This window comes from Vibrio coralliilyticus ATCC BAA-450 (genome assembly GCF_000176135.1).
Taxonomy (GTDB): Bacteria; Pseudomonadota; Gammaproteobacteria; order Enterobacterales; family Vibrionaceae; genus Vibrio; species Vibrio coralliilyticus.
This window is the reverse complement of the sequence record NZ_ACZN01000013.1, coordinates 388516-413797: the sequence shown is the minus strand read 5'-3', so window position 1 is coordinate 413797 and position 25282 is coordinate 388516. Positions and strand designations below refer to the sequence as shown.

Below are 25282 nucleotides of genomic sequence, written 5' to 3'. Positions count from 1 at the left end.
AAGTATTACATAGAGTGATAAATGTTCAAAGAAAATACTGGATAAAAAAACAGTAACAGAAAGGCCGCTCAATTGAGCGGCCTTTGAAGCATGTTTAGCGTAAAGCGATTAAGCTTCTTTTGTCGTCTTTTGTTTATCCAGTTCTGACTTTTTGCTATCCGTTAGGTAAAGGTTCTCAAAGCAGTAGTTGGTTGCTTCGATGTATCCTTCAACGCTACCACAATCAAAGCGTTTCCCTTTGAATTTGTATGCCAGTACGCACCCGGCCTTGGCCTGTTTCAGAAGTGCATCGGTGATCTGGATTTCACCACCTTTACCCGGCTCAGTATTTTCGATCAGCTCGAAAATATCTGGAGTTAAGATGTAGCGGCCAATGATAGCTAGATTGCTTGGCGCAGTGCCAGGTTCTGGCTTTTCAACCATGTCATCGACGCGATAAATGTCGTCTTTGATCATCTCACCAGAAATCACACCGTATTTATGCGTCTCGTCAGCAGGTACTTCTTGTACTGCCACTATAGAGCAGCGGAACTGCTTAAACAAAGCGACCATTTGAGCCAGTACACCTTCTTGTTCGTTGACGCAAAGATCGTCTGCGAGTACCACAGCGAACGGCTCATCACCGACTAGCTCGCGCCCAGTCAAAATTGCATGGCCTAACCCTTTCATTTCACGTTGACGAATGTAAGTGAAGTTAGCGCTTTCGATAATGTCACGAATATCGACCAGCAGTTGTTCTTTATTTGTTCCGCTGATTTGATGCTCCAATTCGTAGTTTTTGTCGAAATGGTCCATGATCGAGTGCTTACCACGGCCAGTGACAATACACATGCCATCCATGCCCGCCTGAATGGCTTCTTCAACACCGTACTCGATAAGCGGTTTGTTGACGACTGGCATCATTTCTTTAGGCATAGATTTAGTTGCAGGAAGAAAGCGAGTTCCGTAGCCAGCAGCCGGGAAAAGGCACTTTTTGATCATGTTTAAACCCTATATCTTTAATTAATCTATTATAGCTGGCGCAACCTTATCACTTTTTGCGTGAATGGATAATGAATGTTAAAGACAAAATGTGAGTTTTTGCGCATCGGATTAGATTTAAGACAGCATATGTTGATTAGCCCAAGCAATGGCTTGGACACGATTTTTAACGGAAAGCTTTTTGAAAATCTGATAAAGGTGGGACTTAACAGTAAACTCACTAATAAACAGATCCTCTGCGATTTGCATATTGGACGCCCCAGTTTTTAAACAGCGTAGAATCTGAATTTCACGTGAGGTTAAATCCACAGTTGCAGGGGCTGTCTGGCTAAGCACAACATGACGATAGTAATGCAGTAGCTGAGCTGCGACTTTACGGGGCAACCAGTTTTGACTGTTGATTATCTCACCACACCCTTTAGCGATGGCTTCAACGGAGTCATCTTGATAAAACAATCCTTTCAAGTTGCCAAAGCACAGTAGCTCTTCTGTAGTAAGTCTTTTTTCTACATTAAAGATTATGGTTTCAAACATTTTATTCGATAGAGGCAAATCTCGAATCTGATTATTGAGCTTTCTGTAGTTTTGGTAATCTATCATTAGAATTTTATGTTTGTGTTGCTGCATGGCAAGCATCAACTCGTTTGGTTCAATGTGCGGAATATCAACACCGAGCTGCTTCTCTATTTGATGAATGAAACGGTTGTTTTGAGAGCTGTCTTCACAGAGAAAGTAGATGGTTCTGGTATAGATGTTTTTAGTCATAAGGTTCTTCATTCGGTTTAATTAGGTGTGTTGGCAGAGTGAATGAGAATTCCGACTGGTGCGAGTTTGGTTTACAGGATTGCGTTTAATTTCATGTTAGCTAGTAACTAATAAATCTATCACTCAATCAATAGATTGAATTTACTCGAAAATAATTTTGCTTTGAGTAGGGTGAATGAGTTTGTGAACTCATTGTGTGGATTGCAATTTGTTCACAGACTAAAGCGTGTTATCCTTATGCGCTATTTTTAGATCAATACAGAATTTGGACGGAGCGAATCATGGCGAGCCGTGGAGTCAACAAAGTTATTTTAGTCGGTAATCTGGGATCAGATCCGGAAGTACGTTATATGCCAAGCGGTGGCGCTGTAGCAAACATCACGATTGCGACGTCTGAAAGCTGGCGTGATAAAGCAACAGGTGAGCAACGCGAAAAAACAGAGTGGCACCGTGTATCTCTGTTTGGCAAGCTGGCTGAAGTTGCAGGTGAGTACTTACGCAAAGGTTCTCAGGTTTATATTGAAGGTCAACTGCAGACACGTAAATGGCAAGACCAGAATGGTCAGGATCGCTATAGCACTGAAGTTGTGGTTCAAGGGTTCAATGGTGTTATGCAGATGCTAGGTGGTCGTGCTCAAGGTGGCGCACCGGGTCAATCAATGGGCCAGCCTCAGCAGCAAGGTGGTTGGGGTCAACCTCAGCAACCAGCAATGCAACAAAGCCAACCTGCTCAGGCTCAGCAACCATACTCTCAGCCTCAACAGCAGAACCAAAATCAGCCTCAGTATAATGAGCCACCAATGGATTTTGATGACGATATCCCATTCTAACTCATTGAATCCTGAAAAAAGCCGCGAATTTCGCGGCTTTTTTATATAGTTAAAAAACAGACTAATCAGTTAGTAGTATCTCGGCCTAGGTACTCTGACTGAGCATGGATGTTGCACAATCTAATTCAAGAAAGGAATTCTTCTTATATGAGGTATACACCCACCTTAAAACTGAGCACTCGCCTAGTTGCGTTTGTCACCGTTATAGTGACCAGTGCGATGTTCATCCTATTTTTAGGTGGGACACTATCTTTCAAGCGCTTAGGGCAAGAGTATCTAGATCATTCTCTACAGGGAATTGTTGAGGTGTTGGATAAAGAGATGGAAGACCCTGATGCCGCATATTCCCTTCAACGTTGGATGCCTAAGATGCTTCAGGCTTCCAATATTGTTGAAATGAAACTGCTGTCTGACAATGGGGTGATCTATCGCTATAAGGACACTTCATCGAAAGTCGACAAAGCGCTTCTTTACGACGTGGAATATCAACTCGAGCGCAATGTCGGTTACCGACTTCAGTTTAAAGCGGTGCCTCCCTATATTGGCTATGGATACTCCCTTGAGGCTTTATGGTCGATCACTTTGGCGGTGGCGTTGATCATCTTTTGCTTGATGCGGGGCGTAAAATGGCTGAGAGAGCAGTTGGCAGGGTCTGAGCTCCTTGAAGAGCGAGGGCGAATGATCTTGGCTGGAAGAGTCGAGGAATACGCCAAAGGCGATGTCAAAGAATGGCCATATACAGCCAGCGAAGCATTGGACTGCCTGATAGAGGAGTTACAGGACGCTCGCCAAGAGCGAAGTCGCTTTGATACCTTCATTCGCACGCAAACCTTTCTCGATCAACTGACTGGTACCGCAAATCGTGTATTGTTTGACAGTAAGCTTGAAGCCGCATTGTCAGAGCACGGTTCGCATGGTGGAGTATTGCTGCTGAGAATAGATGACTGGGACCAATTGCAAGAAGAGTCGGGTAAGTCTGTTGCTGATGATTTCGTGGTCGATATTGGTGAAAACCTAAATAATATTATTCAGCGCTATCCTGACGTTATCCTTTCACGTTATTACGAATCAGACTTTGCCATATTTGCTCCTCACTTAAGCAGTAAAGATATTTCACAAATAGCAGTGAATAGCTTAAAGCAACTGACAAAATTGTCCCCACCTAGTCCACTAGATAAGGAAAACTGGGTGCATATTGGTATTAGTATGTATCGCGAAGGTGAAAGTCAGGGGCGTATTTTAGATGAGGTAGAAACAGCGCTCAAAAGCGCACAGTTACAACGAGTCAATACTTGGAATAAATTTAACAAGCTTGTCACGCATGAGGATGAGCGGGGCAGCGTACGTTGGCGTACTCTATTCGATTTAGTGCTAAAGCCTGAAAAGCTCTATATATACCATCAGCCTTGTTATTTATTAGATTCACACCGAGACCGAATATTTGAACATTCTGAGCTGTTTGTCCGTATTAACGATCCCGATAAAGGTTTAATAAAAGCATCAAGATTTAACTCAGCAATAGAGTCTGTTGGCTATGAGTCGATTCTCGACCGTGCTGTTTTTTCGACGGTCGTCAAATTTTTGAAAGTCTCAAAGAAAAGAATATGTTACTCTGTAAATCTTCACGTTGTGCCGTTTTCTGAGCGAGATTATCTGAAATGGTTTCGTTATGAACTACTACAATTGACAGCAGAGCAGCGAAAGTTATTAATTTTTGAATTCGCAGAAGCAAGGTTAGTAAAACACTTGGATTATATGCGCCCGGTAATAAAGATGATTTCCGGATTAGGCTGTAGAGTTTCGGTAGGTCAAGCTGGACGATCAATTGTCAGTACACATTATTTAAAAGATCTACCGGTCGACTTTTTAAAATTGCATAGGAGCTTGGTAAAGCAAATAGATCAGCGAGATGAGAATCAGTTATTCGTGCGTAGCCTGTTAGGTGCTTGTGAAGGACTTAAAACTCAAGTTATTGCCGTTGGTGTCGACAATAAACAAGAGTATAAAACGATGCTGGCTTTAGGAGTACAAGGCGTTCAAGGACGTTATTTTCAGTCCGAGCAACAGTTATTACCTGAAGTTGAAACTGAGAAAAAAGTCATGGCGACCACTAAAGTTCAGATCGGTCGCCGTAATCGATGGCGAAAAGTTAGTAGTAAATGAACATTCAGTCTTTGATCGGAAAGCTTAAGCACAACAAAAAGGTCGGCCATAAACTGACCGTCGTTGTTCAACCCGGTGAATTGTATTTTTCAGCGTTGGTTGACCATGCGCTGCCGTCTAAGGTGGTGGTGGAGGGGGGCGCTTGGCAAGAGACGCTACTCAAAACGCTGATACAGGCTAAATTACCTGAGATTCATCTCGATATCGTTCTCAATTCTAAGTTTTACCAAACCTATCAAATCGATAAGCCTAACATTCCAGAGGCAGAACTAGCGGGTGCCTTGCCGTTTTTACTTAAAGACCTAATCAGCGAAAAAGTGACGGACATTGTTGCGGATGCGGCCGAGCTTCCCGTTGGTAATAAACTTCAGGTTTATGTTGTGCCTAAGAGTCTGATCTTCGGACTACAGCAACAGCTGTCTGCTCATCATATCCAGCTTGATCGTGTTTTAGTCGAAGATGAAGTTTGGGGTGTGTCGGCTGGTGAAGTTTCGCATTTTTTATTACTGCAGCGCAGCAAACAAAGCAGTTTCCGAGTTAGCGCCTTTGTTGACCATCACTGTGCGTTTCAAAGAACCATTCGAGGGGTTGCATCTCCGCTAACAGGTGTTGCCACCAGCGTCCTGCAACTTGATGGTATTGCATTAGAGCTACAACGTTCGATTGACTATCTATCGTCGCAGCTACGCGGTGCTTCTCTGCATCAGATGAAAGTTTGTTGTGATGAAGAAGATCAACCTGAGCTGGTGGGGGCGTTAAGTGAGCGTTTAAGCGTTAAAGTCGCTGCGCTAAGTGAGGATGACAGAGAGTCAGGCGATATTCTGATTGAATTTTCAGAGCAATTGAGCGAGCAAGCGGTCAATCTCTATCCAGATTCACTTAAGCCGAAGAAGGAAAACTTTACTCTTACTAATGTTGTGTTTGCATGGGGAGCGGTAGCGGCCATTTTGCTTACCTCATTCGCTTACCTCCATTTTCAGCAAAGCACGCTAAATCAAGAGCTAGAAGATTTCCAAATCCAGCAGAGAGAGTTTGAGCAGCAGTTGGCAAGCTTGAATGAACGTTTGGCCAAGCATAAGCCATCTGCTGCTAAAGTTGCCGCAGTGGCGAGATTAAAACTGGATATTCAGGCTAAACGGGCTTCGTTAAAAGCTGTCGATGAATTTGATGACTCTCAACAGATAGGTTACTCAGGTGTAATGCGCGCACTGGCGGAATTGGGTCGGGAAGACATCTCGCTAAACCATATTTTTATTGATGCAAATACCATGGATTTGCAGGGGTTGGCACGAGAAGCAAAAGCTATCCCAAACTGGGTGAATCAATTCCAGTCGGAAGTCAATTTAGTGGGGCGGACATTTGAAAAGCTGCGCATTGGTCGTAACGATGACGACATTGTGACGTTTGAACTTATCACTAAGCAGGAGTCGAAATAATGCAACAGCTATGGCTTCAACTAAACGATAAGTTTCAAACTCTGAGCTTGCGAGAGAAATGGCTGCTTACGCTTTGTGGCTTGGTGGTCCTCAGCGTTATGCTTCTAATTTGGTTGATTGAACCGACGGTGAAAGCAAATCATGCGCTGTCTGGGCAACTGAGTTCGACTAAGCAGACGGTTCAACGCTTAGAAGGCGATATTTTACTTGCCACAGCAAAGCTAAATAAAGACCCCAACCAAAATATTGACCTCGAATTTAAGAAGTTATTGACTGAAAGTCAGCAACTGTCAGAGCAGTTAGCACAGATTATTGAAAACCTGATTTCCCCTAGCCAAATGGCGCGGTTACTGGAAGATGTACTAGCAGGCACTAAAGGCCTTAAGCTAGTTTCATTAGAGTCTATGACAGCGGAACCCATTACAGGGGGAGCAGACAACCAGACACGAACAGGCTATTACTTGCATCCGGTAAGGCTAGAGTTAACTGGGAGCTATTTCTCTATTCTGACTTATCTCAACACACTAGAGTCTCTGCCTGTCAATTATTACTGGAGAAGTTTCAGTTATACCGTCGAAGTATACCCTACCGCACGACTGGTGCTGGAAGTGTACACGTTAGGCACGAGACAGGAGTTCATCGGTGGTTAGATTATTACTTGTGACTGTTGCGTTTTTTTCATCGGTGGTCAGTGCATCTCAGGACCCAACAGCTCCGCTTGGTTGGCAGAAGCCTCGGGAGGCCAAGCCAGCAACCAAGATTGTTCAGCAGCCAGTGCCTATGCTGCAAAGTATTGTTTGCCGAGATGCTGGGCATTGTCGCGCGGTGTTAAACAATCAGGTAGCTTTGGTCGGAGAAACGGTGAATGGATATAAAGTGACAAGCATTGAACCGGAGCTGGTCAGGCTCTCTCGAGCAGGCAAGCAGTGGGAATTAGAGCTTTTTACTCTGGATATAAAACAATAAGGTTATTGGAATCGTATGCGTAAACTCGTTGTAGCAATGACTGTTGCATCATTAGTGGGTTGTTCAATGGGCCATCGGGAGCCTGTTGAAGTTAAAGATGCGCTGAATGAAGCGATAAATCAGTCAGGCAGTCGCAGTCTGGATGAGCTTCCGCCTTCTGTAGAGGCTGATTTAATGCCAGAGCTGGATAGTGGGCTAGCAGCTCTCGAAACAGTAAAGCGTTTTCGAATTCAAGCGAATGATGTCGAAGCCAAAGCCTTTTTTGCCAGTTTGGTGAGAGGAACTGAATTTAGTGTTGCACTGCATCCAGAGGTATCCGGCAATATTACCGTTAATTTAACGGACGTGACTCTAGATGAAGTCTTGTCCGTAGTACGCGATCTATACGGCTACCAAATTGAAAAAACTGGTAAAGTGATTCAGGTTTATCCTGCTGGGCTAAGGACAGTAACCATTCCGGTCGATTACTTACAGTTCAAGCGTAGTGGTCGCTCATTAACCTCGATTACTACTGGGACCATCACCAACAGTAGCTCATCGAGTTCGTCATCTTCTAGCTCAGATTCAGATACCTCCGGTACAGGCAGTTCGAACACCAGTTCAGCTAAGGGCGGCACTGAAATTGAAACGACCAGTGAAAGTGACTTTTGGCCACAGCTGGAACAAGCCGTGAGTCAGTTAATTGGTTCAGGTCAAGGGCAGAGTGTTGTTATTACACCACAGGCTGGTGTGATTACTGTTCGCGCATTCCCCGATGAAATTCGCGAAGTGCGAAGCTTTATTGGTGTCTCTCAGCAACGACTGCATCGCCAAGTGATTTTGGAAGCTAAGATTCTCGAAGTCACTTTGAGTGACGGCTATCAGCAAGGTATCGATTGGTCAAAAGCCTTCACGTCGAACGGGACAAATTACACCATAGGTCAGGGAACTCCGACGACAACCGGTACGCCGGCAACATTGCCAGGTTTGGATACGATTGGCACCCTACTGGGCGGACAGACAAACTTAGTGATTTCCAGTGGCAGTTTTGATGCAGTGATCAGTTTTATGGCCACTCAGGGTGATTTGAACGTACTTTCTAGTCCTCGTGTCACGGCGTCAAACAATCAGAAAGCCGTAATCAAAGTTGGGACTGACAGCTACTTTGTGACAGACTTCTCGACTAATGTTGACACAAGCAGCACGACATCTACCACGAGTACCGATATTGAGTTGACGCCATTCTTCTCGGGCATATCCCTTGATGTCACCCCGCAAATTGATAATGACGGCAGTGTTCTATTACATGTCCACCCAGCGGTGATTGACGTAACGGAAGAAAATAAAGAGATCACTAATGGCACGTCTACAGTCTCTTTGCCACTAGCGACCAGCTCCATTCGTGAATCGGACTCTGTTATTCGTGCACAAGATGGCGATGTGGTGGTTATTGGTGGCTTAATGAAATCCAACACATTGGATAGAACATCCAAAGTCCCGTTTTTAGGTGATGTCCCCGCTCTGGGGCATCTGTTCCGCAACACTACGCAATATACTGAAAAAACAGAATTAGTCATTCTATTGAAGCCGACAGTTGTGGGTGTAAATACTTGGCAGAAAGAGATTGAACGTTCACGAGATTTACTTCAAGAATGGTTTCCTGATGAGCAGTAGCACATGTATTTGGAGCATTTTGGTTTAACTCAATTTCCTTTTCATCTGACCCCAAATACGGAGCTTTTTTTGGGGTTGGAGCCTCACTATGAGGCCATTCAAACCGTTCAGTCGGCAATTGAAATGGGGGAAGGGCTGATAAAGGTGACGGGTGAAGTCGGCACAGGAAAGACCATGGTATGTCGCATTCTAGTCAATCAACTTGAGCAAGATGTGCAGCTGGTTTATCTGCCAAATCCTGCCCTTAATGGTGATGAGTTAAGACGAGCCATCGCGACTGAGTTGGCCGTTGATTCAGTAGACTCGACCAACTTAGTTGAAGAGATTCAAGCTAAACTTATTGAATTAGCTCGGGGTGGATTGCCTGTTGTGCTGTTTGTCGATGAAGCTCAGGCGCTGAGTGATGAAGCTCTAGAAGTACTGCGTTTGTTTGGCAACCTAGAAACCGAATACAACAAGCTAATACAGATCGTTTTGTTTGGCCAACCGGAACTGGATGAGAGATTAGAGCAACATCATCTTCGCCAGTTCCGTCAACGGATAACTTTCAGTGCACGACTAAGAACGCTAACAATTGCTGAGGTGGTCGCCTACATTGACAACCGATTAGAGAAGTCGGGTGGGGAGGATGGAATCTTTACTGTCAGCCAGAAAAAAGCGATTTGGAAAGCCAGCCACGGGATTCCAAGACTGGTGAATCAAATCTGTCACAAGTGCCTAGTATTAGCGTGTAGCCAACGTAGCTTGAGCGTCAATAATGAACAGCTGTTTAGCGCCATTCACGATACGTATGACAGCTGTAAACCGAAATTTAAAAGCCCGTTAATTTGGGGCTGGAGTTTATCATGAGTGCGATTAACAATGCGCTGTCTGAGCTGGCTAGTAACCATTCGCATAAGCCAGAGCAGGTTGTCAAAGCGCAAGTCAAACCTGTTAAACAGCTCAAAGTGTTGCCCTGGGTGATCGGCAGCTTTGGGTTAAGTCTTGCTGTTGGTGGGTGGGCTCTTTCTACGCAGTCCCCAGAATTGCCGCAACAACCAGTCTCTGTCACTGTCGCTGAGCCCACAATCCAAATAGCCTCTCCGACGTCTAAACCTTCTGAGAGCAGTGGCGTTATTTATAACCCTCAATCTCGTACCGTGAATAAGCCTACCAAACCTGCGCCTGTCATCGAGGAAGAAGCTCAGGCTCATCTACCTCAGCCTTTGCCAATAGCCGTTGCCAGTGTTTCACAGAAACCCACTCAAGTTGCACAAGGTGAAGTTGTTATTCAGCAAATTGAACTGTCACCAGCTCAACTGGCAGAAAAAGCGGAAACAAGAGCCAAGAAAGCGCTTGATGACAACAACCTGAAAGAAGCACTTGGCCATTATCAGGAAGCGCTTCGCTACGCGCCCAATAGCGTTAAGATTCGCCAGAAACTATCGGCGTTATATTACGGTAAAGGTGAAGCAAGAAAGGCGGTGGATATTCTGCGTAAAGGTATTCAACTCGACAAAGATAATACTGCGCTACGAATGTCTCTAGCGAAATTGCTGATGAAAGAAAAGCAAAATGAAGCGGCACTAACGGCTTTAGTTCATCTTCCACAGCAAGTACCAGTTGAGTATTTGTCGTTGAGAGCCGCGTTAGCACAGAAATCCAAGCAAGACGAAATTGCGCTCAGTAGTTACCAGAATTTAGTTTCGATGGAGCCAGACAGTGGCCGTTGGTGGCTTGGATTAGGTATCCAGCAAGAGCGTGCTTTAAATTTACCTGAAGCCGAAAAAGCCTATCAGCAGGCACTCACAAAATTGGGTTTATCCAGCCAATCGCAACAATTTATTCGCGATCGTCTATCGCTAATTAGTCGATTAGAGGAGCAACCAGATGCAAATTAAACTGAGAAAGCGTCTCGGTGACTTGCTCGTCGAAGAAGGCATTATTACCGACTCTCAGGTCGAAGAGGCACTAGCCGCGCAAAAAAGCACGGGTCGAAAACTGGGTGCAACTCTGATTGAGTTAGGTTTTTTAACCGAACACCAGATGCTGACCTTCCTATCTCAGCAGCTTGATGTTCCATTGATTGATCTTAGCCGAGCGAACGTTGACGTTGACGCTGTGCAGCTCTTGCCTGAAGTTCATGCTCGTCGTCTGAGAACCTTAGTGATCGGTCGTCAAGGTGACACATTGAGGGTGGCAATGAGCGACCCTGCAGACTTGTTTGCTCAGGAAGCACTGCTTGGACAATTGCCTCAATACGGTATTGAATTTGTCATTGCGCCTGAGAAACAGCTGGTTGATGGCTTTGATCGCTATTATCGACGTACCAAGGAAATCGCCTCATTTGCAGAGCAGTTGCAGGCAGAGCATCAGGTTACTGAAGCATTTGATTTTAATATTGAAGATGAAGACAGCGATGAAGTTACCGTTGTTAAGCTAATTAACTCATTGTTTGAAGATGCTATTCAAGTTGGTGCTTCAGATATCCATATTGAGCCTGATGCCAATGTATTGCGCTTACGTCAACGTATCGATGGTGTCCTGCATGAAACCCTATTAAATGAAGTCAATGTCGCTCCTGCCTTGGTGCTGCGCTTAAAGTTAATGGCGAATCTGGATATTTCGGAAAAACGTTTGCCACAGGACGGTCGTTTTAACATTCGCGCTAAGGGTCAATCAGTCGACATTCGTATGTCGACGATGCCAGTCCAGCATGGCGAATCCGTCGTTATGCGTCTATTGAATCAGTCAACGGGTGTACGAAAATTGGAACATTCCGGGATTCCTGAGCACCTATTGCTTCGCCTTAGGCGTCAACTTCGCCGCCCTCACGGCATGATACTAGTCACCGGTCCTACAGGTTCGGGGAAAACCACCACGCTTTATGGCGCATTGAGTGAACTTAATGAACCCGGTAAGAAAATCATCACTGCAGAAGATCCGGTGGAATACCGTTTACCCCGTGTTAACCAAGTCCAAGTGAATTCGAAAATTGACCTCGATTTCTCAACCATTCTCAGAACCTTTTTGCGTCAAGACCCAGATATTATTCTGGTTGGTGAGATGCGTGACCAAGAAACGGTAGAAATTGGTCTGCGTGCTGCACTCACGGGTCACTTAGTTTTGAGCACATTGCACACTAATGATGCGGTGGATAGCGCTCTGAGGATGATGGATATGGGCGCACCAGGTTACCTAGTGGCTAGTGCAGTACGAGCTGTTGTTGCTCAGCGTTTGGTACGTAAAGTATGTCCAGATTGTAAGACCAAAGATGAGGTGGACGATTCACGCAGGCAGTGGTTGGCTCAACGTTTTCCTAACCAGGGACAGGCGGATTTTGTCAAAGGTCGTGGATGTCAGAACTGCAACCTAACGGGATATCAAGGGCGGATAGGCGTGTTTGAAATGCTCGAATTGGAGCAGGACATGATGGATAAGCTGCGCGCCAACGATGCGGTAGGCTTTTCAATGGTCGCCCGTCAGTCTGAGAGCTATAAGCCTTTGCTTGCTTCTGCCATGGAATTGGCTTTACAAGGTGTGGTGAGTTTAGATGAAGTCATGAACCTTGGTGAAGGCGATGCGTCCGGCTCGGTTGAAGCCATCTACTTATAGGATGAATCATGCCAGTATTTAGTTATCAGGGACGAAATTTAGACGGTACTGCCGCTACTGGGCAGGTTGATGCGCCTAATGAAGAAGCTGCTGCTGAGTCTCTGATCAATAAAGGTATCATTCCTACCTCTATCAATTTAGGCGGTGGTGGGCGCGCCTTTGAGTTGGATATCAGATCATTGCTTACACCTTCAATTCCGCTGGAAGTGCTGGTGATCTTTTGTCGTCAGTTGTATAGCCTGACCAAAGCGGGTGTCCCTTTGCTTCGCTCCATGAAAGGGTTGACCCAAAACAGCGCCAACAAACAGCTGAAACAAGCCTTGGAAGAGGTCACCCAGGAATTGACTAACGGACGCAGTTTATCGGCGTCAATGCAGATGCATTCCAAGGTCTTTAGCCCGCTGTTTGTTTCAATGATCAATGTTGGGGAAAACACTGGTCGATTGGATCAGGCTCTGATGCAACTGGCCAATTATTATGAGCAGGAAGTGGAAACTCGCAAGCGTATCAAGACAGCAATGCGATACCCCACCTTTGTTATTAGTTTTATCGTTGTGGCTTTGTTTGTCCTGAACGTGAAAGTGATTCCGCAGTTTGCGAGTATGTTTGCTCGTTTTGGAGTCGATTTACCATTACCAACGCGCATTCTCATTACGACATCGGAGTTTTTTGTCAACTATTGGGCATTTATGTTGGCGTGTATCGTGGGCTTGATCTTTGCGTTCAAAGCTTGGGTGAGAACGGAAAAAGGCCAAGAAAAGTGGGATAAGTTTCGTTTACGCATGCCAATTATTGGTGATCTTGTTAATCGAGCGCAGCTTTCCCGTTTTTCTCGCACTTTTGCGCTAATGCTTAAGGCTGGTGTGCCTTTGAATCAGTCATTAGCTCTCTCTGCGGAAGCTCTAGAAAATAAGTACCTCGAGAATCGTTTGTTGGAAATGAAATCTTCAATTGAAGCAGGGGGAACCATTTCAACGACGGCGAGTAATAGCCAAGTGTTTACCCCCTTAGTGCTGCAAATGCTGTCCGTGGGTGAGGAAACCGGACGAATTGATGAGTTATTACTTGAAGCGGCTGATTTTTATGATCGTGAAGTTGATTACGATTTGAAGACGCTGACAGCACGAATAGAGCCTATATTATTAGTAGTGGTTGCAGGCATGGTATTAATACTGGCACTAGGTATTTTCCTACCAATGTGGGGTATGTTAGACGCTATTCAAGGTTAATATGGCGAACAATATAGAGCGTTCAAGATTGGTACTCTGGCTGTTGGCTATTATTATTTTGATGATGAGCTTTGTTTTGGTGCTGGAGAAATTAGAAAAGGATGTCGATGATGCGGCCTTTTTACTTGCCAGTAAGAGGATTATAGAAAGAGCAAGTTTTTATAAACAGCAGTGGATGCTTAAAGGCCAGCAAAAAATATTGACTATTGGAGAAGAAAACCTAACGTTTTCAAAGACTGGCTGGGTTTTACCAGAGAAATTAGGAAATAGTAATCAGTGTAAGTCATGGCTTTCGACATTATATCCAGAGCAGCGGATTATGGATTCAATTCCACTCAAGGTAGTTAATCGCTCTGAATTAAATAGTTATCGATGTGACTATATTTACAATCAGGAAAAATCGATTCATATACAACTAGTAGATAATAAATTTACAGTGAGTGTCGGTTTTTCGGCAAGGTGATTTTGTTGACATATTTGTGATGGCTATATCGTGGATATCTCGTATAATACGTTGTACTAAATAGCGAGTTTATAATTATGCATAATAAGCAATTCGGTTTTTCGTTAGTTGAGCTTGTTGTTGTCATTGTCGTCGTCGGTTTACTGGCCGTTGCGGCTTTGCCACGCTTTTTAGATGTGACTGACGAAGCGAAGAAAGCCAGCGTTGAAGGCGTGGCTGGTGGTTTCGCGACTGGAGTGCTATCAGCACGTGCTCAGTGGGAGGCTGAAGCTCGTCCTTCAGTGACCGTGAACGCAGAAACCTATAACACTGTTAATTATGATGGTGTTGATTTTTGGTTAACTCGCTCTAAAAACAGTAGTAATGCTGACACTGGTTTTAGAGATGGCTACCCGTTTGGGTTAAATACAGATAACACGAGTTTTCCGGCAAGTTTGACGGATCAGATTTGTATCGACTTGATGGGAAACCTATTACAAAACCCACCAAGTGTAGACACTGTATCGAATGCCAACGCCAACACAAATATAAAGTATTCAGCTCAGGCTGATGATTCTAATGACACTTGTACTTACATTCAGAAAGAAGGTGGTACGAATCATCAGTTTGTATATGAGATTAAAACCGGTCGCGTGACCGTGACATTGCAGTAGTACTGCGGATTAACATAGAGAGATAGAGACTATGAAAAAACAAGGCGGTTTCACCCTAATCGAATTAGTGGTGGTGATTGTTATTCTAGGTATTCTGGCAGTAACTGCAGCACCTCGTTTTCTTAACCTGCAAGGAGATGCGCGTGAAGCATCTCTACAAGGATTGAAAGGTGCTATTGATGGTGCTGCTGGTATCGTATATGGCAAAGCTGTTATTGATGGTCAAGAGACTGCTAGTGCAGCTGCTGGGACCTCAGTTGAGGGGGTTTTGACAAGATATGGTTACCCGCTTGCGACAACTGGCGGTATAGGGGCAGCAGTTGTTGGTCTAGATTCAGATTGGGATGTAATAGCAAGTGTGGCAAACACAAGTATTACATACAGCTTTAGTGGCTCTACTGATACAACGTGTGCTGTTACTTACACACAGGCTAGTGGGACTTCTACTGCGAGTGCAGCTTCTACAACTGTAGCTACAGGTGGCTGTAACTAATTATTAAAGAAAAGGCCAGCTTTGCTGGCCTTTTCTTTGTCATGCTCTCACACAGAACTAACCTCTTACTTCTTCTCAAAATCTACACAAATCACCTCACTGATAGCTTTTCTAATTTATAATCAAATTAGAAAAATTAGCTACTTAGGTATCTTATGAATGCTAAGCCTTGTCGAGGCTTTACGTTAATTGAACTTATTATGGTCATTGTGTTGCTTGCAGTGGTATCAGTCTATGCTGCTAGTCGCTACGTAGGTAAAAGCAGCTTTGATGCACAATTAATGGAAGAAGCTGTTTTATCGTCTTTGCGGTTAACTCAGCTTAGGGCAATGAATCGTAATGGTTTATGTAGTCGCTGGTTGGTCATTGATAATCAGGCTATTCACGTTTCGCCAGCCGTATCATCTGGCGGCTGTGCAATCGTATTCCCATCTGATACCAGCGACAGTAGCTACGTTGATGCTGCTGGAGACGACGTGTCATTAACGATCAGCACCAATGGTTCAGAAAATTATGTCGATTTTGACAGTCTAGGTCGTCCTTCGCAGTGTTCAACTACTGATTGTACTGTGACTATTCAGGGCCAATCTGGCACCAGCCGATTTATTTGTATCAATTCAGAAGGTGGTATTTTTGCGAACCCGACAAGTTGCTAAATATAACGGTTTTTCGTTATTGGAGATGGTGATTGTTATCGTGATCATTGGTATTGCTATCAGTGGTGTGTCGATTGCGCTATTTCCTAAAGGTAAACAAAGTGCCGATCAAGTATCGTCGGTTAAAGCGGCTGAGTTAGGTCGTGCGGTGTTGGACGAAGTGTTAGGTCGTAATTTTGATCAGAACTCGGGTCCGAATGGCGGTTTACCTGAATGTGTCATCGTTGCTGCCGTCGGCCGAGATTTATGTACAGATGCTACTGCCCTTGGCACAGATCCAGGAGAGACAAATAAAACGCTGTACAACGATGTCGATGACTTTGACGGACTGAATGGGGTGGTTCAAGACGTATTAGGTGAAGACCTTAGTGACGACCTTAGTGATGGCTACCAAGGATACAATGTATCTATAACGGTTTTCTATGAACAAGACGTCAGTGGAACCATGCAAGGCACGGAATCCTCCACCATAACAAACTATAAGCGAATTACCGTCACTATTACTGATCGTCAGGGGAACACTTACCCATTCGCGGCGACAAAAGGGAATTTTTGATGCGTGGCTTTACTCTGATTGAAATGGTTGTTTCCATTACTTTGTTAGGCATTGTTGGTCTGTTTGTCGGCGAAGTGGTGCGTCAATCATTGGTATTGTATTCAGATTCATCAAATCGTGAAGCATTAATTCAGCAAGGCCGCTTTGCCACTGAAAGGATGCGTAGAGAAATTCGCGAAGCGATTCCAAATAGTGTTGTGGTAGCGAATAACTGTATTGAAATTTTGCCAATTACAAATAGTGCCATATATATGGATCTTCCTATGGCTTTATCGGTCTCTTCGTCAATCAGAGTGCTCCCAGTGGTTAAAAGTATTGCCGCGGGCGAGCGTATTGTGGTGTATCCAACCGATAGTGCTGAACTGAGAGAAGATGTGGATGGTTCTGGCCAAACCGCTCAAGTCAGTACCACTGTCGATTTTGCTGCAAGTGGCGCGATGACGTCTATGGTGGATGTTGACCTGACAGTGAGCACCGGTTTTACGACATTGAGCCCAGCAGATCGCCTTTATTTCTATCGTGAACCAGTCGCATTTTGCCTAGTTGGCAATGAGCTACTGCGGTATTCCGGCTATGATCTAGATAGAGCGACTTTAACGCCTGCATTATTAGGTACTGGAGTTAGGGTTGCTGGAAATCTTAATCAGGTCAACTTTGTTGTTGCTGATCCCCAGTTGCAACGTAATGGCCTAGTTAAAATGGAGCTGACCTTCGTCGGTAATGGAGAGCAGGTTAGGTTTGATCATGATGCGCTTATCTACAACACGCCGTAGGCAGCAAGGGAGCGGCTTGCTGCTGGTTATTTTCATCATTGTCGTAGTGGTGGGTTTTATGGCGGCGATCGCAAATCGGAACCAAGAACGCAGTAGTGATCAACTGATTGCCTCAGTAATTGGTACGAGAGCGGAAATGGCAGCGCGTTCTGCAGCGCAGGTAGAAATAAGTCGCTTTTACCAAAATGGCAGCTGTCAGGTTGGTGTTCAACAAACGATTAACTTTAACGGAGTCGGTTTATCTCAATGTTCGGCGTCGGTTACCTGTACCTCTTTGGGTACATTGGATAACAATGTTGAGGTGTTTCAATTGGTTTCCACTGGAAGTTGCGTGGTTGGAGATTGGCAATTGCAAAGAGTGATAGAAGTTGGAGTACGCGATGATGCCTAGAATATTCTTAATTTTAGTCGCGTTATTGGCGACTCCTGTTTTGGCTCAGGAGTATGTGTTATCGCAAACGCCTTCTGAACGCAGCTTGCCACCATGTTCTTCGGGTAATTGGTCTTTATCTTTTGGTTCGGGAACGGATACTTACCGCTGTCAAAACGGTAAGGTAGAACTCTCTTCTAATGACACTATTCGCGCTACCGATAATTCGATATTAGATGCCGATGATGGTTTTAGCTTCGATGGTGGCAATACGGTCGGTAATGCCACTTATACCATTGATCTTGAAGCAAGCTATGGCTCATTCGATTGGTCAGAAAGTAACAATAAGCTATACGGGCGCTTTGATGCCAACAGCAGCTCGGTATCGCTAAAAGATGTTGAGATGACTGGTGGAATTATCACCGGTGGCGATGTAGTCCTTGAAGACAGCAACATCGGTGGTGCAGTTCGTTCTAATAACAACAAAGTTGAGCTGAAAGGGACGGAAGTTACGGGCAGTGTTTTTGCTAATGGTGACATCAATATCGAAGAGTCTTCTAAAGTCACAGGTAGCGTAACGACTCCAAATAATAAAGTGACAGTTAAGGATTCTGAAGTTACTGGTGATATTGATTCTAATGGCGATCTCACCATTGAAGATTCTAATATCATTGGTGATCTAACGTCTTCGAATAATAAAGTCATCGTTAAGGATTCAGATGTTTATGGTGATGTTAGCGCCAATGGTGAAATAACGATAGAAGACTCTGTGGTTATTGGTGACCTGACCAGTACCAACAACCACATTAAGCTTGAAGACGGCTCGGAAATTGTTGGTGATGTGACAGCTGGGCAACCCAACTGGGGAACTGTTTATGTTAACGACGGCAGCACTGTTGAAGGCACTTGTCTGTATCAGCAGTCGCCAGCGAATTCTTGTGGTGTTGATGCATTGCCAGATCCTGTAGCGCTGTATCATCTTGAAGAATCTACTTGGAATGGTACTGCTAATGAAGTCAAAGATGAGTCTGGTAACAATTTACACGGGCGCGCGATTAATGGTGCTTTAACTGCGACATCAACGCCAGCTCTACCTACTATTGATAGCCTAGGTACATGTGGCTATGGATACTTTGAGCACGACAATAATCAGTATGTTGAAGTAGCTGATAACAACAACTTGGATCTGAACAAAACGTTGACGGTTTCTGCGTGGATTTATCCAACTAGCTCGCCTAATTCGGGTGGTTTACACAGCATTTTCTCCAAAGATACCAACTTTGAAGTTCATATGGATTCCAATCGGAGGATATTTTGGTGGTGGCAAGAGAAGAATAGCTCCACCCGCAGCTTAACAAGCAGTTCATCGGTGCCTTTGAATGATTGGACATTCGTTACTATTCGATATGACTTCCAAAAGTCTAAAGCAAGCCTATTTATCAATGGTGTGTTAAGGGCTAGCAGGACGTCTAACCAAAATAAGCAGCTACAAACCAACAGCAATCCTTTTCAAATTGGCCAAGATCAGAACTTCTCTGGTCGAGCTTTCGATGGAGCTATTGATGAAGTCCAGATATTTGATAAAGATTTGACCGATCAACAGATACGCCAGCTCTATCGTCAGCGCCATACCTGTAGCAATACACCAACATTGCAGTGTTTCAGCGATGACTTTAGCTCAGGTTCCCTGTCTAACCTCTGGGTGACGTCGACCAGTAGCGGGTCTTTCCAGCCAGGCATTGTAAGTAGTCGCTTACGCTTTACCCAAGCGGTGCAAAATCAGGCGACTTCGTCAACTTATCAGCGTCTATTCCCCGCCAAAGACAACTTGGTTGAAATAGAGTTTGATCATTTTGCCTATAATGGTTCCGGCGCGGATGGTATTGGTGTCGTGCTTTCAGATGCTCTTGTTACTCCAAGAGCTGGCGCATTTGGTGGGCCTCTAGGTTATGGCTTTAAACCTAACGAGCCCGGATTTGCTGGTGGTTGGCTCGGCGTAGGTATTGATGAATATGGTAACTTTTCCAATGAAGGCGGGCAGGGTAGTGACCCAGGGCGGAGACGCCAGTCGGTAGCATTGCGTGGTTCCGGCGTTGATGAAACGGGTTATCGTTATCTAGCGGGCGCGTGTAACAATGGCCAAACTAACCAGAATGGTAACTGTTTGTCGCCAACAGTCGATAACAATAATTCTGGTGCGGTGCATCGTTATAAGATTGTGGTGGATTCTCGGATCACAAATGAATCGCAGGTGGAAATTTCACGTAAGATCGGTAACGGTAGCTGGCAGTCTATTGTCGGGCCAATCAATGTCTTAGATAGTCAATACAACCAAGCTGCGGTGCCAGATGACTTCTTGCTCTCAATTACGGGCTCTACCGGCAGTGTGACCAATATCCACGAGATTGATAACTTCCAGGTTTGTGCGCTGCAATCACGCCCTATAGAAGATCAAATCGATCATTTTCGAATCACCCACACAGGACAAGAACTCACTTGCAATGCAGAAGAAGTTACCGTTAGAGCCTGTAAGAATTCAAGTTGTAGCGAGCTATATACTGATTCAGTAACTGCAACTCTTTCTCCGGCGACAGTTGATGGGGGAGGAGGATGGATCGGTGGAAATGTGAAAACTTTTTCTGGCGGCTCAGGGACTTTCTCTATCAGAAAGAACCAACCGGGGACTTTAACCTTGGGTGTGACGGGCTCGACTCCTCCAGCTAGGCCTTTCTCGACCAATTTGTGTAATGACGGCAGTGGCTTGGGTGCAGATAATTGTGATGTGGTGTTTTCTGACAGTGGTTTTGTGATTGATGTAGAAGATAAAGTCTCAAATGAATCAGTTACTGCACAAATAAGGGCGGTAAAGAAAAGCGATAACTCTCAGCAATGTGTTCCAAGTTTTGGCAGTGTATCCAAGAACATCAATTTCTGGAGCTCGTATGTTGATCCTGTTAGTAGTGAAATTAAGGGTAGCCCTCAGGTATCGATTGATTCTAATGCTATTGGAACAACAGAGGGTGATGCGACTGCACTTAATCTATCGTTTAACAGTTCAGGCGAAGCCTCATTTACCCTTAACTACCCAGATGCTGGGGAGATTCAGCTAAATGCTAGCTATATTGGAACGGGTGATGAAGACGGTTTGGAAATGACAGGGAGTGAGAATTTTGTTAGATATCCAAAATATCTAGCTGTTGTAGCGGACTATTCAGGTAATGATGGTGAATGCATAGCCGCAGATACCTCATGCGACGTTTTTACAGCAGCAGGAGAAACATTCGACTTAAAGGTCACGGCTTATGGTGAAGATGATGTAGTGTTATATAACTACAAGCATAGTGATATTGAAATTACTCATGAACTTATTGCACCTGTTGGTAAAGAGTTAGGTACGCTAGGGGTACAGGAATATAATCATGTCCCACAAGATTCAGGAACTAACGTTATCGAACAGACGATTTCTGAAGTTGGAGTTTTTGATATAACCGTAACACCAACAACTACTTTTCATGGCTATACGATTTCACCCGTCTCTACAGGTAACTTAGGGCGCTTTATCCCTGCTTATTTCGCAGTCTCAATTCCACTTCCCCCCGTATTGGATGCGTTTTGTGGTGGGTTTAGCTATATTGGGCAATCTTTTAACTACTCAACAGAACCACAGCTCGATTTGTCTCCGCAATCAGCAAGTGGCTCAGACGTTAAAAATTATCTAGATGATGGGTGGTGGCGTTACAGCAATCAGTGGGGTTATCATACGTATAACGCCGCAAGCGGTAACCCTACAATTTCTATTGACACGTCATCAATACCTAGCCCAAGTGTTGAGAGAAATGCTACGAATGATAGTAAAGTAGTGCTCAAAAATGAGCATATTTTATACACCAAAGATACAACGCCAATAAATCCATTTACTGCTGACTTTCAACTCGAGTTAGATGAACGTGATCTTAAAGATTCCGATGGCGTATGCTTTAAATCAGCACATTCTGGGAGTAGTGATGATTGTCAAGGCATTACCTTTGATAATGTAGATGGCACTATGCAACTTCGTTGGGGAAGGCTGGTTATTAACGACACCTATGGCTCTGAGATTGCAACTGTAAGGCAGCGACTGGAATTGCAACACTATCAAAGCAATCGCTTTGAAACCAATACCGATGACTCATGCACCAGCTTTGGGGCTATTGGGAACTTTGTATTCACATCAGGGGAATATACGGTTGTAACTAACGGTAGCCCTACTCAGCCAGAGGTCAATGCGTCACTAGTTTCTTCTACAGCTAGCAGTGGAGAATCTTGGATAGAGTTTACTCCACCTGGATCTGGCATCACCGGAACGATCACAACTTCTCTTAATGTGAATTCATTGTTTCCATGGCTAATGGATGATGAAGATGGTGATGGTAATTTTGAAAATTCCACTTCAGGACTGACACAATTTGGTCTATACCGAGGGAGTGATCGAGTCATTTGGTGGAATGAACAGAATTAGAGACAACGAGATTTTTTCGACTTTCGTTAGGAATCTGTTAGAAATTGCGGGTTTCAGCCCATGTTTATAGTTCAATGCCTTGCTGATACGGCAAGGCATTGGTACATTTAGTGCAATTTTCTATCTTCTAATTCTTTCAGGACGAGCGAAGAATATGTTCAAAAAACTTCGTGGCATATTTTCTAATGATCTATCAATCGATTTAGGTACTGCCAACACTCTTATCTACGTCAAGGGACAGGGTATTGTCCTAGACGAGCCTTCAGTAGTCGCTATCCGTCAGGACCGTAACAGAGCAGGCAAAAGTGTCGCTGCTGTCGGCCATGCCGCAAAACAAATGCTGGGCCGTACTCCAGGTAACATCTCGGCAATTCGTCCTATGAAAGACGGTGTGATTGCAGACTTCTACGTTACCGAAAAAATGCTGCAACACTTTATTAAGCAAGTGCATGACAACAGTGTTCTTAAACCAAGCCCTCGTGTTTTGGTATGTGTACCTTGTGGCTCAACTCAGGTTGAGCGTCGTGCTATTCGTGAGTCTGCACTTGGTGCTGGCGCGCGTGAAGTTTATTTGATCGATGAGCCAATGGCGGCAGCAATCGGTGCTGGCCTACGTGTTTCTGAGCCTACGGGTTCTATGGTCGTTGATATCGGTGGTGGTACTACGGAAGTGGCGGTTATCTCGCTAAACGGTGTGGTTTACTCATCTTCAGTACGTATTGGTGGTGACCGTTTTGATGAAGCGATCATCAACTATGTTCGTCGTAACTACGGAAGCTTGATTGGTGAGGCAACCGCTGAAAAGATCAAACACGAGATTGGTTCTGCATACCCAGGTGATGAAGTTGAAGAAATTGAAGTACGTGGTCGTAACCTTGCTGAAGGTGTGCCGCGTAGCTTTAGCCTAAATTCAAATGAAATTCTTGAAGCGCTACAAGAGCCACTGACTGGTATCGTTTCCGCTGTAATGGTTGCGCTGGAACAATGTCCACCAGAACTTGCGTCTGATATTTCAGAAAATGGTATGGTTCTTACAGGTGGCGGCGCGCTATTGAAAGATCTTGATCGACTTCTAACGGAAGAAACTGGTATTCCAGTGGTTATCGCGGAAGATCCACTGACATGTGTAGCACGTGGTGGCGGTAAAGCTCTAGAAATGATCGACATGCACGGTGGCGATCTATTCAGCGAAGAATAATCGAATTGGCCTAGCAAACCACTAGGCTATTTCGAGCGATTAAGGAACTCATACTCAATGAAGCCGATTTTTGGCCGAGGACCTTCACTTCAATTACGCCTGTTTTTCGCAGTCATTATATCAGCCAGCCTTATGCTGGCTGATAGTCGTTTAGGCGCATTTGCTCAGGTACGTTATTTACTCAACAGCATGGTCGCCCCGATTCAGTATTTAGCTGATGTTCCTCGCACTATGTTTGATGGGGTCTATGAGCGTTTCAATATTCGCAAAGACTTTATGGAGAGTAACCATCAGCTTAAGCGTGAAATTCTGCGTCTTAAGAATGATATGTTGCTGCTGGATCAGTATCGTGAAGAAAACCAGCGCTTGCGTAAACTGCTGGGCTCCTCGTTTGTACGAGACGAGCGTAAAGTAGTCACTGAAGTGATGGCCGTGGATACATCACCATATCGTCAGCAAGTAGTTATTGATAAAGGCCAGATAGATGGCGTTTATGTCGGCCAGCCTGTGGCGAACGAAAAAGGGATTGTTGGTCAGGTAACCTTTGTTTCCGCCCATAACAGCCGCGTATTGTTACTTACAGATAGCCAGAGTGCTATTCCTGTCCAAGTGATTCGTAATGACATCCGTGTTATCGCGTCAGGCAACAGCAAGATAGACAGAATCAACTTAGATCATATTCCGATCAGCCTCGATATTCAGGAAGACGACTTACTGGTTACTTCCGGTTTGGGGGGAGTGTACCCAGAAGGATATCCAGTGGCGCACGTGGTGAATGTTGTCCGTGACACTGCGCGTGAATTCGCAGCGATAGAAGCTGAACCGGTTGTCGATTTTGAACGCCTACGTTATTTGCTTCTCATCTGGCCAAATGATTCTCGTCAGGACAAGATTCAACAGGCATTACCAAGTAATATGCAAGAGGTAAGCGGTAATGGCGAATAGTGTATTTAAAGGCAAAATGGTCATTGCCTTTTCGTTTTTAATAGCCTTAACCCTTCAGACTATTCCATGGCCTGGCGTATTGGATGTGTTAAGACCTTCTTGGCTGTTTCTTGTGGTTTGTTACTGGGTGTTGGCATTGCCACATCGAGTAAATGTCGGTACCGCTTTGATACTTGGCTTGCTGTGGGACTTATTGCTCGGTTCCACCTTGGGTATTCGCGGTATGATGATGTCGATCGTCGTTTATCTGGTGGCGCTTAATTTCTTGGTCTTGAGGAATATGGCCCTTTGGCAGCAAGCGATGCTAATTGGTCTGCTCTCTATTGTTTTGGATGTTCTGATTTTCTCAGGAGAATACCTGATACAGGACATTACATTTAATCTGCTGTCTCTGTGGAGTGGCTTGATAAACTGTATTCTGTGGCCGTGGTTATTCCTGTTGATGCGCAGAGTCAGACGACATTGGCATGTAAGGTAATTGATGATGAAAAAGTTGGTGTTGGCGTCAGGATCACCGAGACGCAAAGAACTGTTATCACAATTAGGTCATTCGTTTACTGTTATTCGAACCGATGTCGAAGAAAGTCAATCGTCAGATGAGAATCCAAAGCAGTACGTCGCACGCCTATCTAAAGATAAAGCGCTCGCGGGGTTAGCGCTCGCAAGTGAAGCTGTTGTCATTGGCTCAGATACCATCGTTGTTTGTGACAACACCGTTCTGGAAAAGCCCGATGATCTGGAACATGCTAAACAGATGCTGATGTCGCTGTCAGATCGTTGTCATCAGGTGATGACAGCAGTGACAGTGGCCAGTAAAGAACAACAAGAAACTGTAGTGGTGACTACAGACGTATGGTTTAAACCTATGTCAGAAAACGAGATAGAACAATATTGGCATACGGGTGAACCATGCGATAAAGCTGGTAGCTATGGAATCCAGGGTATCGGAGGCCGTTTCGTAACGCGTATTGAGGGTAGCTATCATGCTGTGGTAGGCCTCCCATTATTCGAAACGGACCAGCTCTTGCACAAATTCTTATAATTTAAAATTTTGAGGTGC

At 44.6% G+C, this 25282-nt stretch carries 24 protein-coding genes; 22 read left to right on the top strand and 2 right to left on the bottom strand.

The features are described 5' to 3' along the window. Positions 1-108: 108 nt before the first annotated feature. Complete coding sequence (galU, locus tag VIC_RS05280) at positions 109-981, bottom strand: UTP--glucose-1-phosphate uridylyltransferase GalU (protein ID WP_006958301.1); 873 nt, start codon at positions 979-981, stop codon at positions 109-111. Between the two features lie 117 nt (positions 982-1098). Continuing rightward, on the bottom strand, positions 1099-1746 hold the full coding sequence (locus VIC_RS05275; RefSeq protein WP_006958300.1) for a LuxR C-terminal-related transcriptional regulator: 648 nt from the start codon (positions 1744-1746) through the stop codon (positions 1099-1101). A gap of 281 nt (positions 1747-2027) precedes the next feature. Between VIC_RS05275 and VIC_RS05270 the strand changes: the two genes are divergently transcribed. The 22 genes from VIC_RS05270 (at position 2028) to VIC_RS05165 (ending at position 25264) form a co-directional block, all read left to right on the top strand. Further along, positions 2028-2576, top strand: coding sequence for a single-stranded DNA-binding protein (locus VIC_RS05270; RefSeq protein ID WP_006958299.1), 549 nt, complete (start codon positions 2028-2030; stop codon positions 2574-2576). A 147-nt stretch (positions 2577-2723) separates the two neighbouring features. Further along, positions 2724-4739: an RNase E specificity factor CsrD gene (gene csrD, locus VIC_RS05265; RefSeq protein WP_006958298.1), complete on the top strand. Its 2016-nt coding sequence runs from the start codon at positions 2724-2726 to the stop codon at positions 4737-4739. After that, entirely contained in the window at positions 4736-6175 is a 1440-nt protein-coding gene (locus VIC_RS05260) for a hypothetical protein (protein WP_006958297.1), read from the top strand. Before csrD ends, VIC_RS05260 begins: the two co-directional genes overlap by 4 nt. Beyond that, positions 6175-6825, top strand: a complete 651-nt coding sequence (gene gspM, locus VIC_RS05255) for a type II secretion system protein GspM (RefSeq protein WP_006958296.1) — start codon at positions 6175-6177, stop codon at positions 6823-6825. Before VIC_RS05260 ends, gspM begins: the two co-directional genes overlap by 1 nt. Continuing rightward, positions 6818-7141, top strand: a complete 324-nt coding sequence (locus tag VIC_RS05250; protein ID WP_006958295.1) for a hypothetical protein — start codon at positions 6818-6820, stop codon at positions 7139-7141. Before gspM ends, VIC_RS05250 begins: the two co-directional genes overlap by 8 nt. A 15-nt stretch (positions 7142-7156) precedes the next feature. Then, positions 7157-8794, top strand: a complete 1638-nt coding sequence (gene mshL, locus VIC_RS05245) for a pilus (MSHA type) biogenesis protein MshL (protein WP_006958294.1) — start codon at positions 7157-7159, stop codon at positions 8792-8794. A 3-nt stretch (positions 8795-8797) separates the two neighbouring features. Continuing rightward, positions 8798-9643: an ExeA family protein gene (locus tag VIC_RS05240; protein ID WP_039951295.1), complete on the top strand. Its 846-nt coding sequence runs from the start codon at positions 8798-8800 to the stop codon at positions 9641-9643. Next, complete coding sequence (locus VIC_RS05235) at positions 9640-10674, top strand: tetratricopeptide repeat protein (protein WP_006958292.1); 1035 nt, start codon at positions 9640-9642, stop codon at positions 10672-10674. Before VIC_RS05240 ends, VIC_RS05235 begins: the two co-directional genes overlap by 4 nt. Beyond that, entirely contained in the window at positions 10664-12388 is a 1725-nt protein-coding gene (locus VIC_RS05230; RefSeq protein ID WP_006958291.1) for a GspE/PulE family protein, read from the top strand. The genes VIC_RS05235 and VIC_RS05230 overlap by 11 nt, the downstream gene beginning before the upstream one ends. Positions 12389-12396: 8 nt before the next feature. Then, positions 12397-13617, top strand: a complete 1221-nt coding sequence (locus VIC_RS05225; RefSeq protein ID WP_006958290.1) for a type II secretion system F family protein — start codon at positions 12397-12399, stop codon at positions 13615-13617. A gap of 1 nt (position 13618) precedes the next feature. Continuing rightward, positions 13619-14080 (top strand): hypothetical protein, encoded by a 462-nt coding sequence (locus VIC_RS05220; protein WP_006958289.1) that lies wholly within the window; start codon positions 13619-13621, stop codon positions 14078-14080. 77 nt (positions 14081-14157) lie between these two features. Further along, positions 14158-14733 (top strand): prepilin-type N-terminal cleavage/methylation domain-containing protein, encoded by a 576-nt coding sequence (locus tag VIC_RS05215; protein WP_006958288.1) that lies wholly within the window; start codon positions 14158-14160, stop codon positions 14731-14733. Between the two features lie 31 nt (positions 14734-14764). Next, a complete protein-coding gene (locus tag VIC_RS05210; protein WP_006958287.1) occupies positions 14765-15226 on the top strand; it encodes a type II secretion system protein in 462 nt (153 codons plus the stop codon). A 155-nt stretch (positions 15227-15381) separates the two neighbouring features. Then, positions 15382-15882 (top strand): prepilin-type N-terminal cleavage/methylation domain-containing protein, encoded by a 501-nt coding sequence (locus VIC_RS05205; RefSeq protein WP_006958286.1) that lies wholly within the window; start codon positions 15382-15384, stop codon positions 15880-15882. Further along, on the top strand, positions 15860-16438 hold the full coding sequence (locus VIC_RS05200; protein WP_006958285.1) for a prepilin-type N-terminal cleavage/methylation domain-containing protein: 579 nt from the start codon (positions 15860-15862) through the stop codon (positions 16436-16438). Before VIC_RS05205 ends, VIC_RS05200 begins: the two co-directional genes overlap by 23 nt. After that, a complete protein-coding gene (locus VIC_RS05195) occupies positions 16435-17211 on the top strand; it encodes a PilW family protein (RefSeq protein WP_172974066.1) in 777 nt (258 codons plus the stop codon). Before VIC_RS05200 ends, VIC_RS05195 begins: the two co-directional genes overlap by 4 nt. Next, on the top strand, positions 17183-17602 hold the full coding sequence (locus VIC_RS05190) for a hypothetical protein (protein WP_038509458.1): 420 nt from the start codon (positions 17183-17185) through the stop codon (positions 17600-17602). Before VIC_RS05195 ends, VIC_RS05190 begins: the two co-directional genes overlap by 29 nt. Next, the gene (locus VIC_RS05185) at positions 17592-22079 is read left to right on the top strand and encodes a DUF6701 domain-containing protein (RefSeq protein ID WP_039951293.1); all 4488 of its coding nucleotides are present in this window, start codon (positions 17592-17594) and stop codon (positions 22077-22079) included. The genes VIC_RS05190 and VIC_RS05185 overlap by 11 nt, the downstream gene beginning before the upstream one ends. A 154-nt stretch (positions 22080-22233) precedes the next feature. Further along, complete coding sequence (locus VIC_RS05180) at positions 22234-23277, top strand: rod shape-determining protein (RefSeq protein WP_004747218.1); 1044 nt, start codon at positions 22234-22236, stop codon at positions 23275-23277. 57 nt (positions 23278-23334) lie between these two features. After that, positions 23335-24222: a rod shape-determining protein MreC gene (mreC, locus tag VIC_RS05175; RefSeq protein ID WP_006958281.1), complete on the top strand. Its 888-nt coding sequence runs from the start codon at positions 23335-23337 to the stop codon at positions 24220-24222. Then, positions 24212-24700, top strand: coding sequence for a rod shape-determining protein MreD (gene mreD, locus VIC_RS05170; RefSeq protein WP_006958280.1), 489 nt, complete (start codon positions 24212-24214; stop codon positions 24698-24700). The genes mreC and mreD overlap by 11 nt, the downstream gene beginning before the upstream one ends. Before the next feature lie 3 nt (positions 24701-24703). Further along, a complete protein-coding gene (locus VIC_RS05165; protein WP_006958279.1) occupies positions 24704-25264 on the top strand; it encodes a Maf family protein in 561 nt (186 codons plus the stop codon). Positions 25265-25282: the final 18 nt, after the last annotated feature.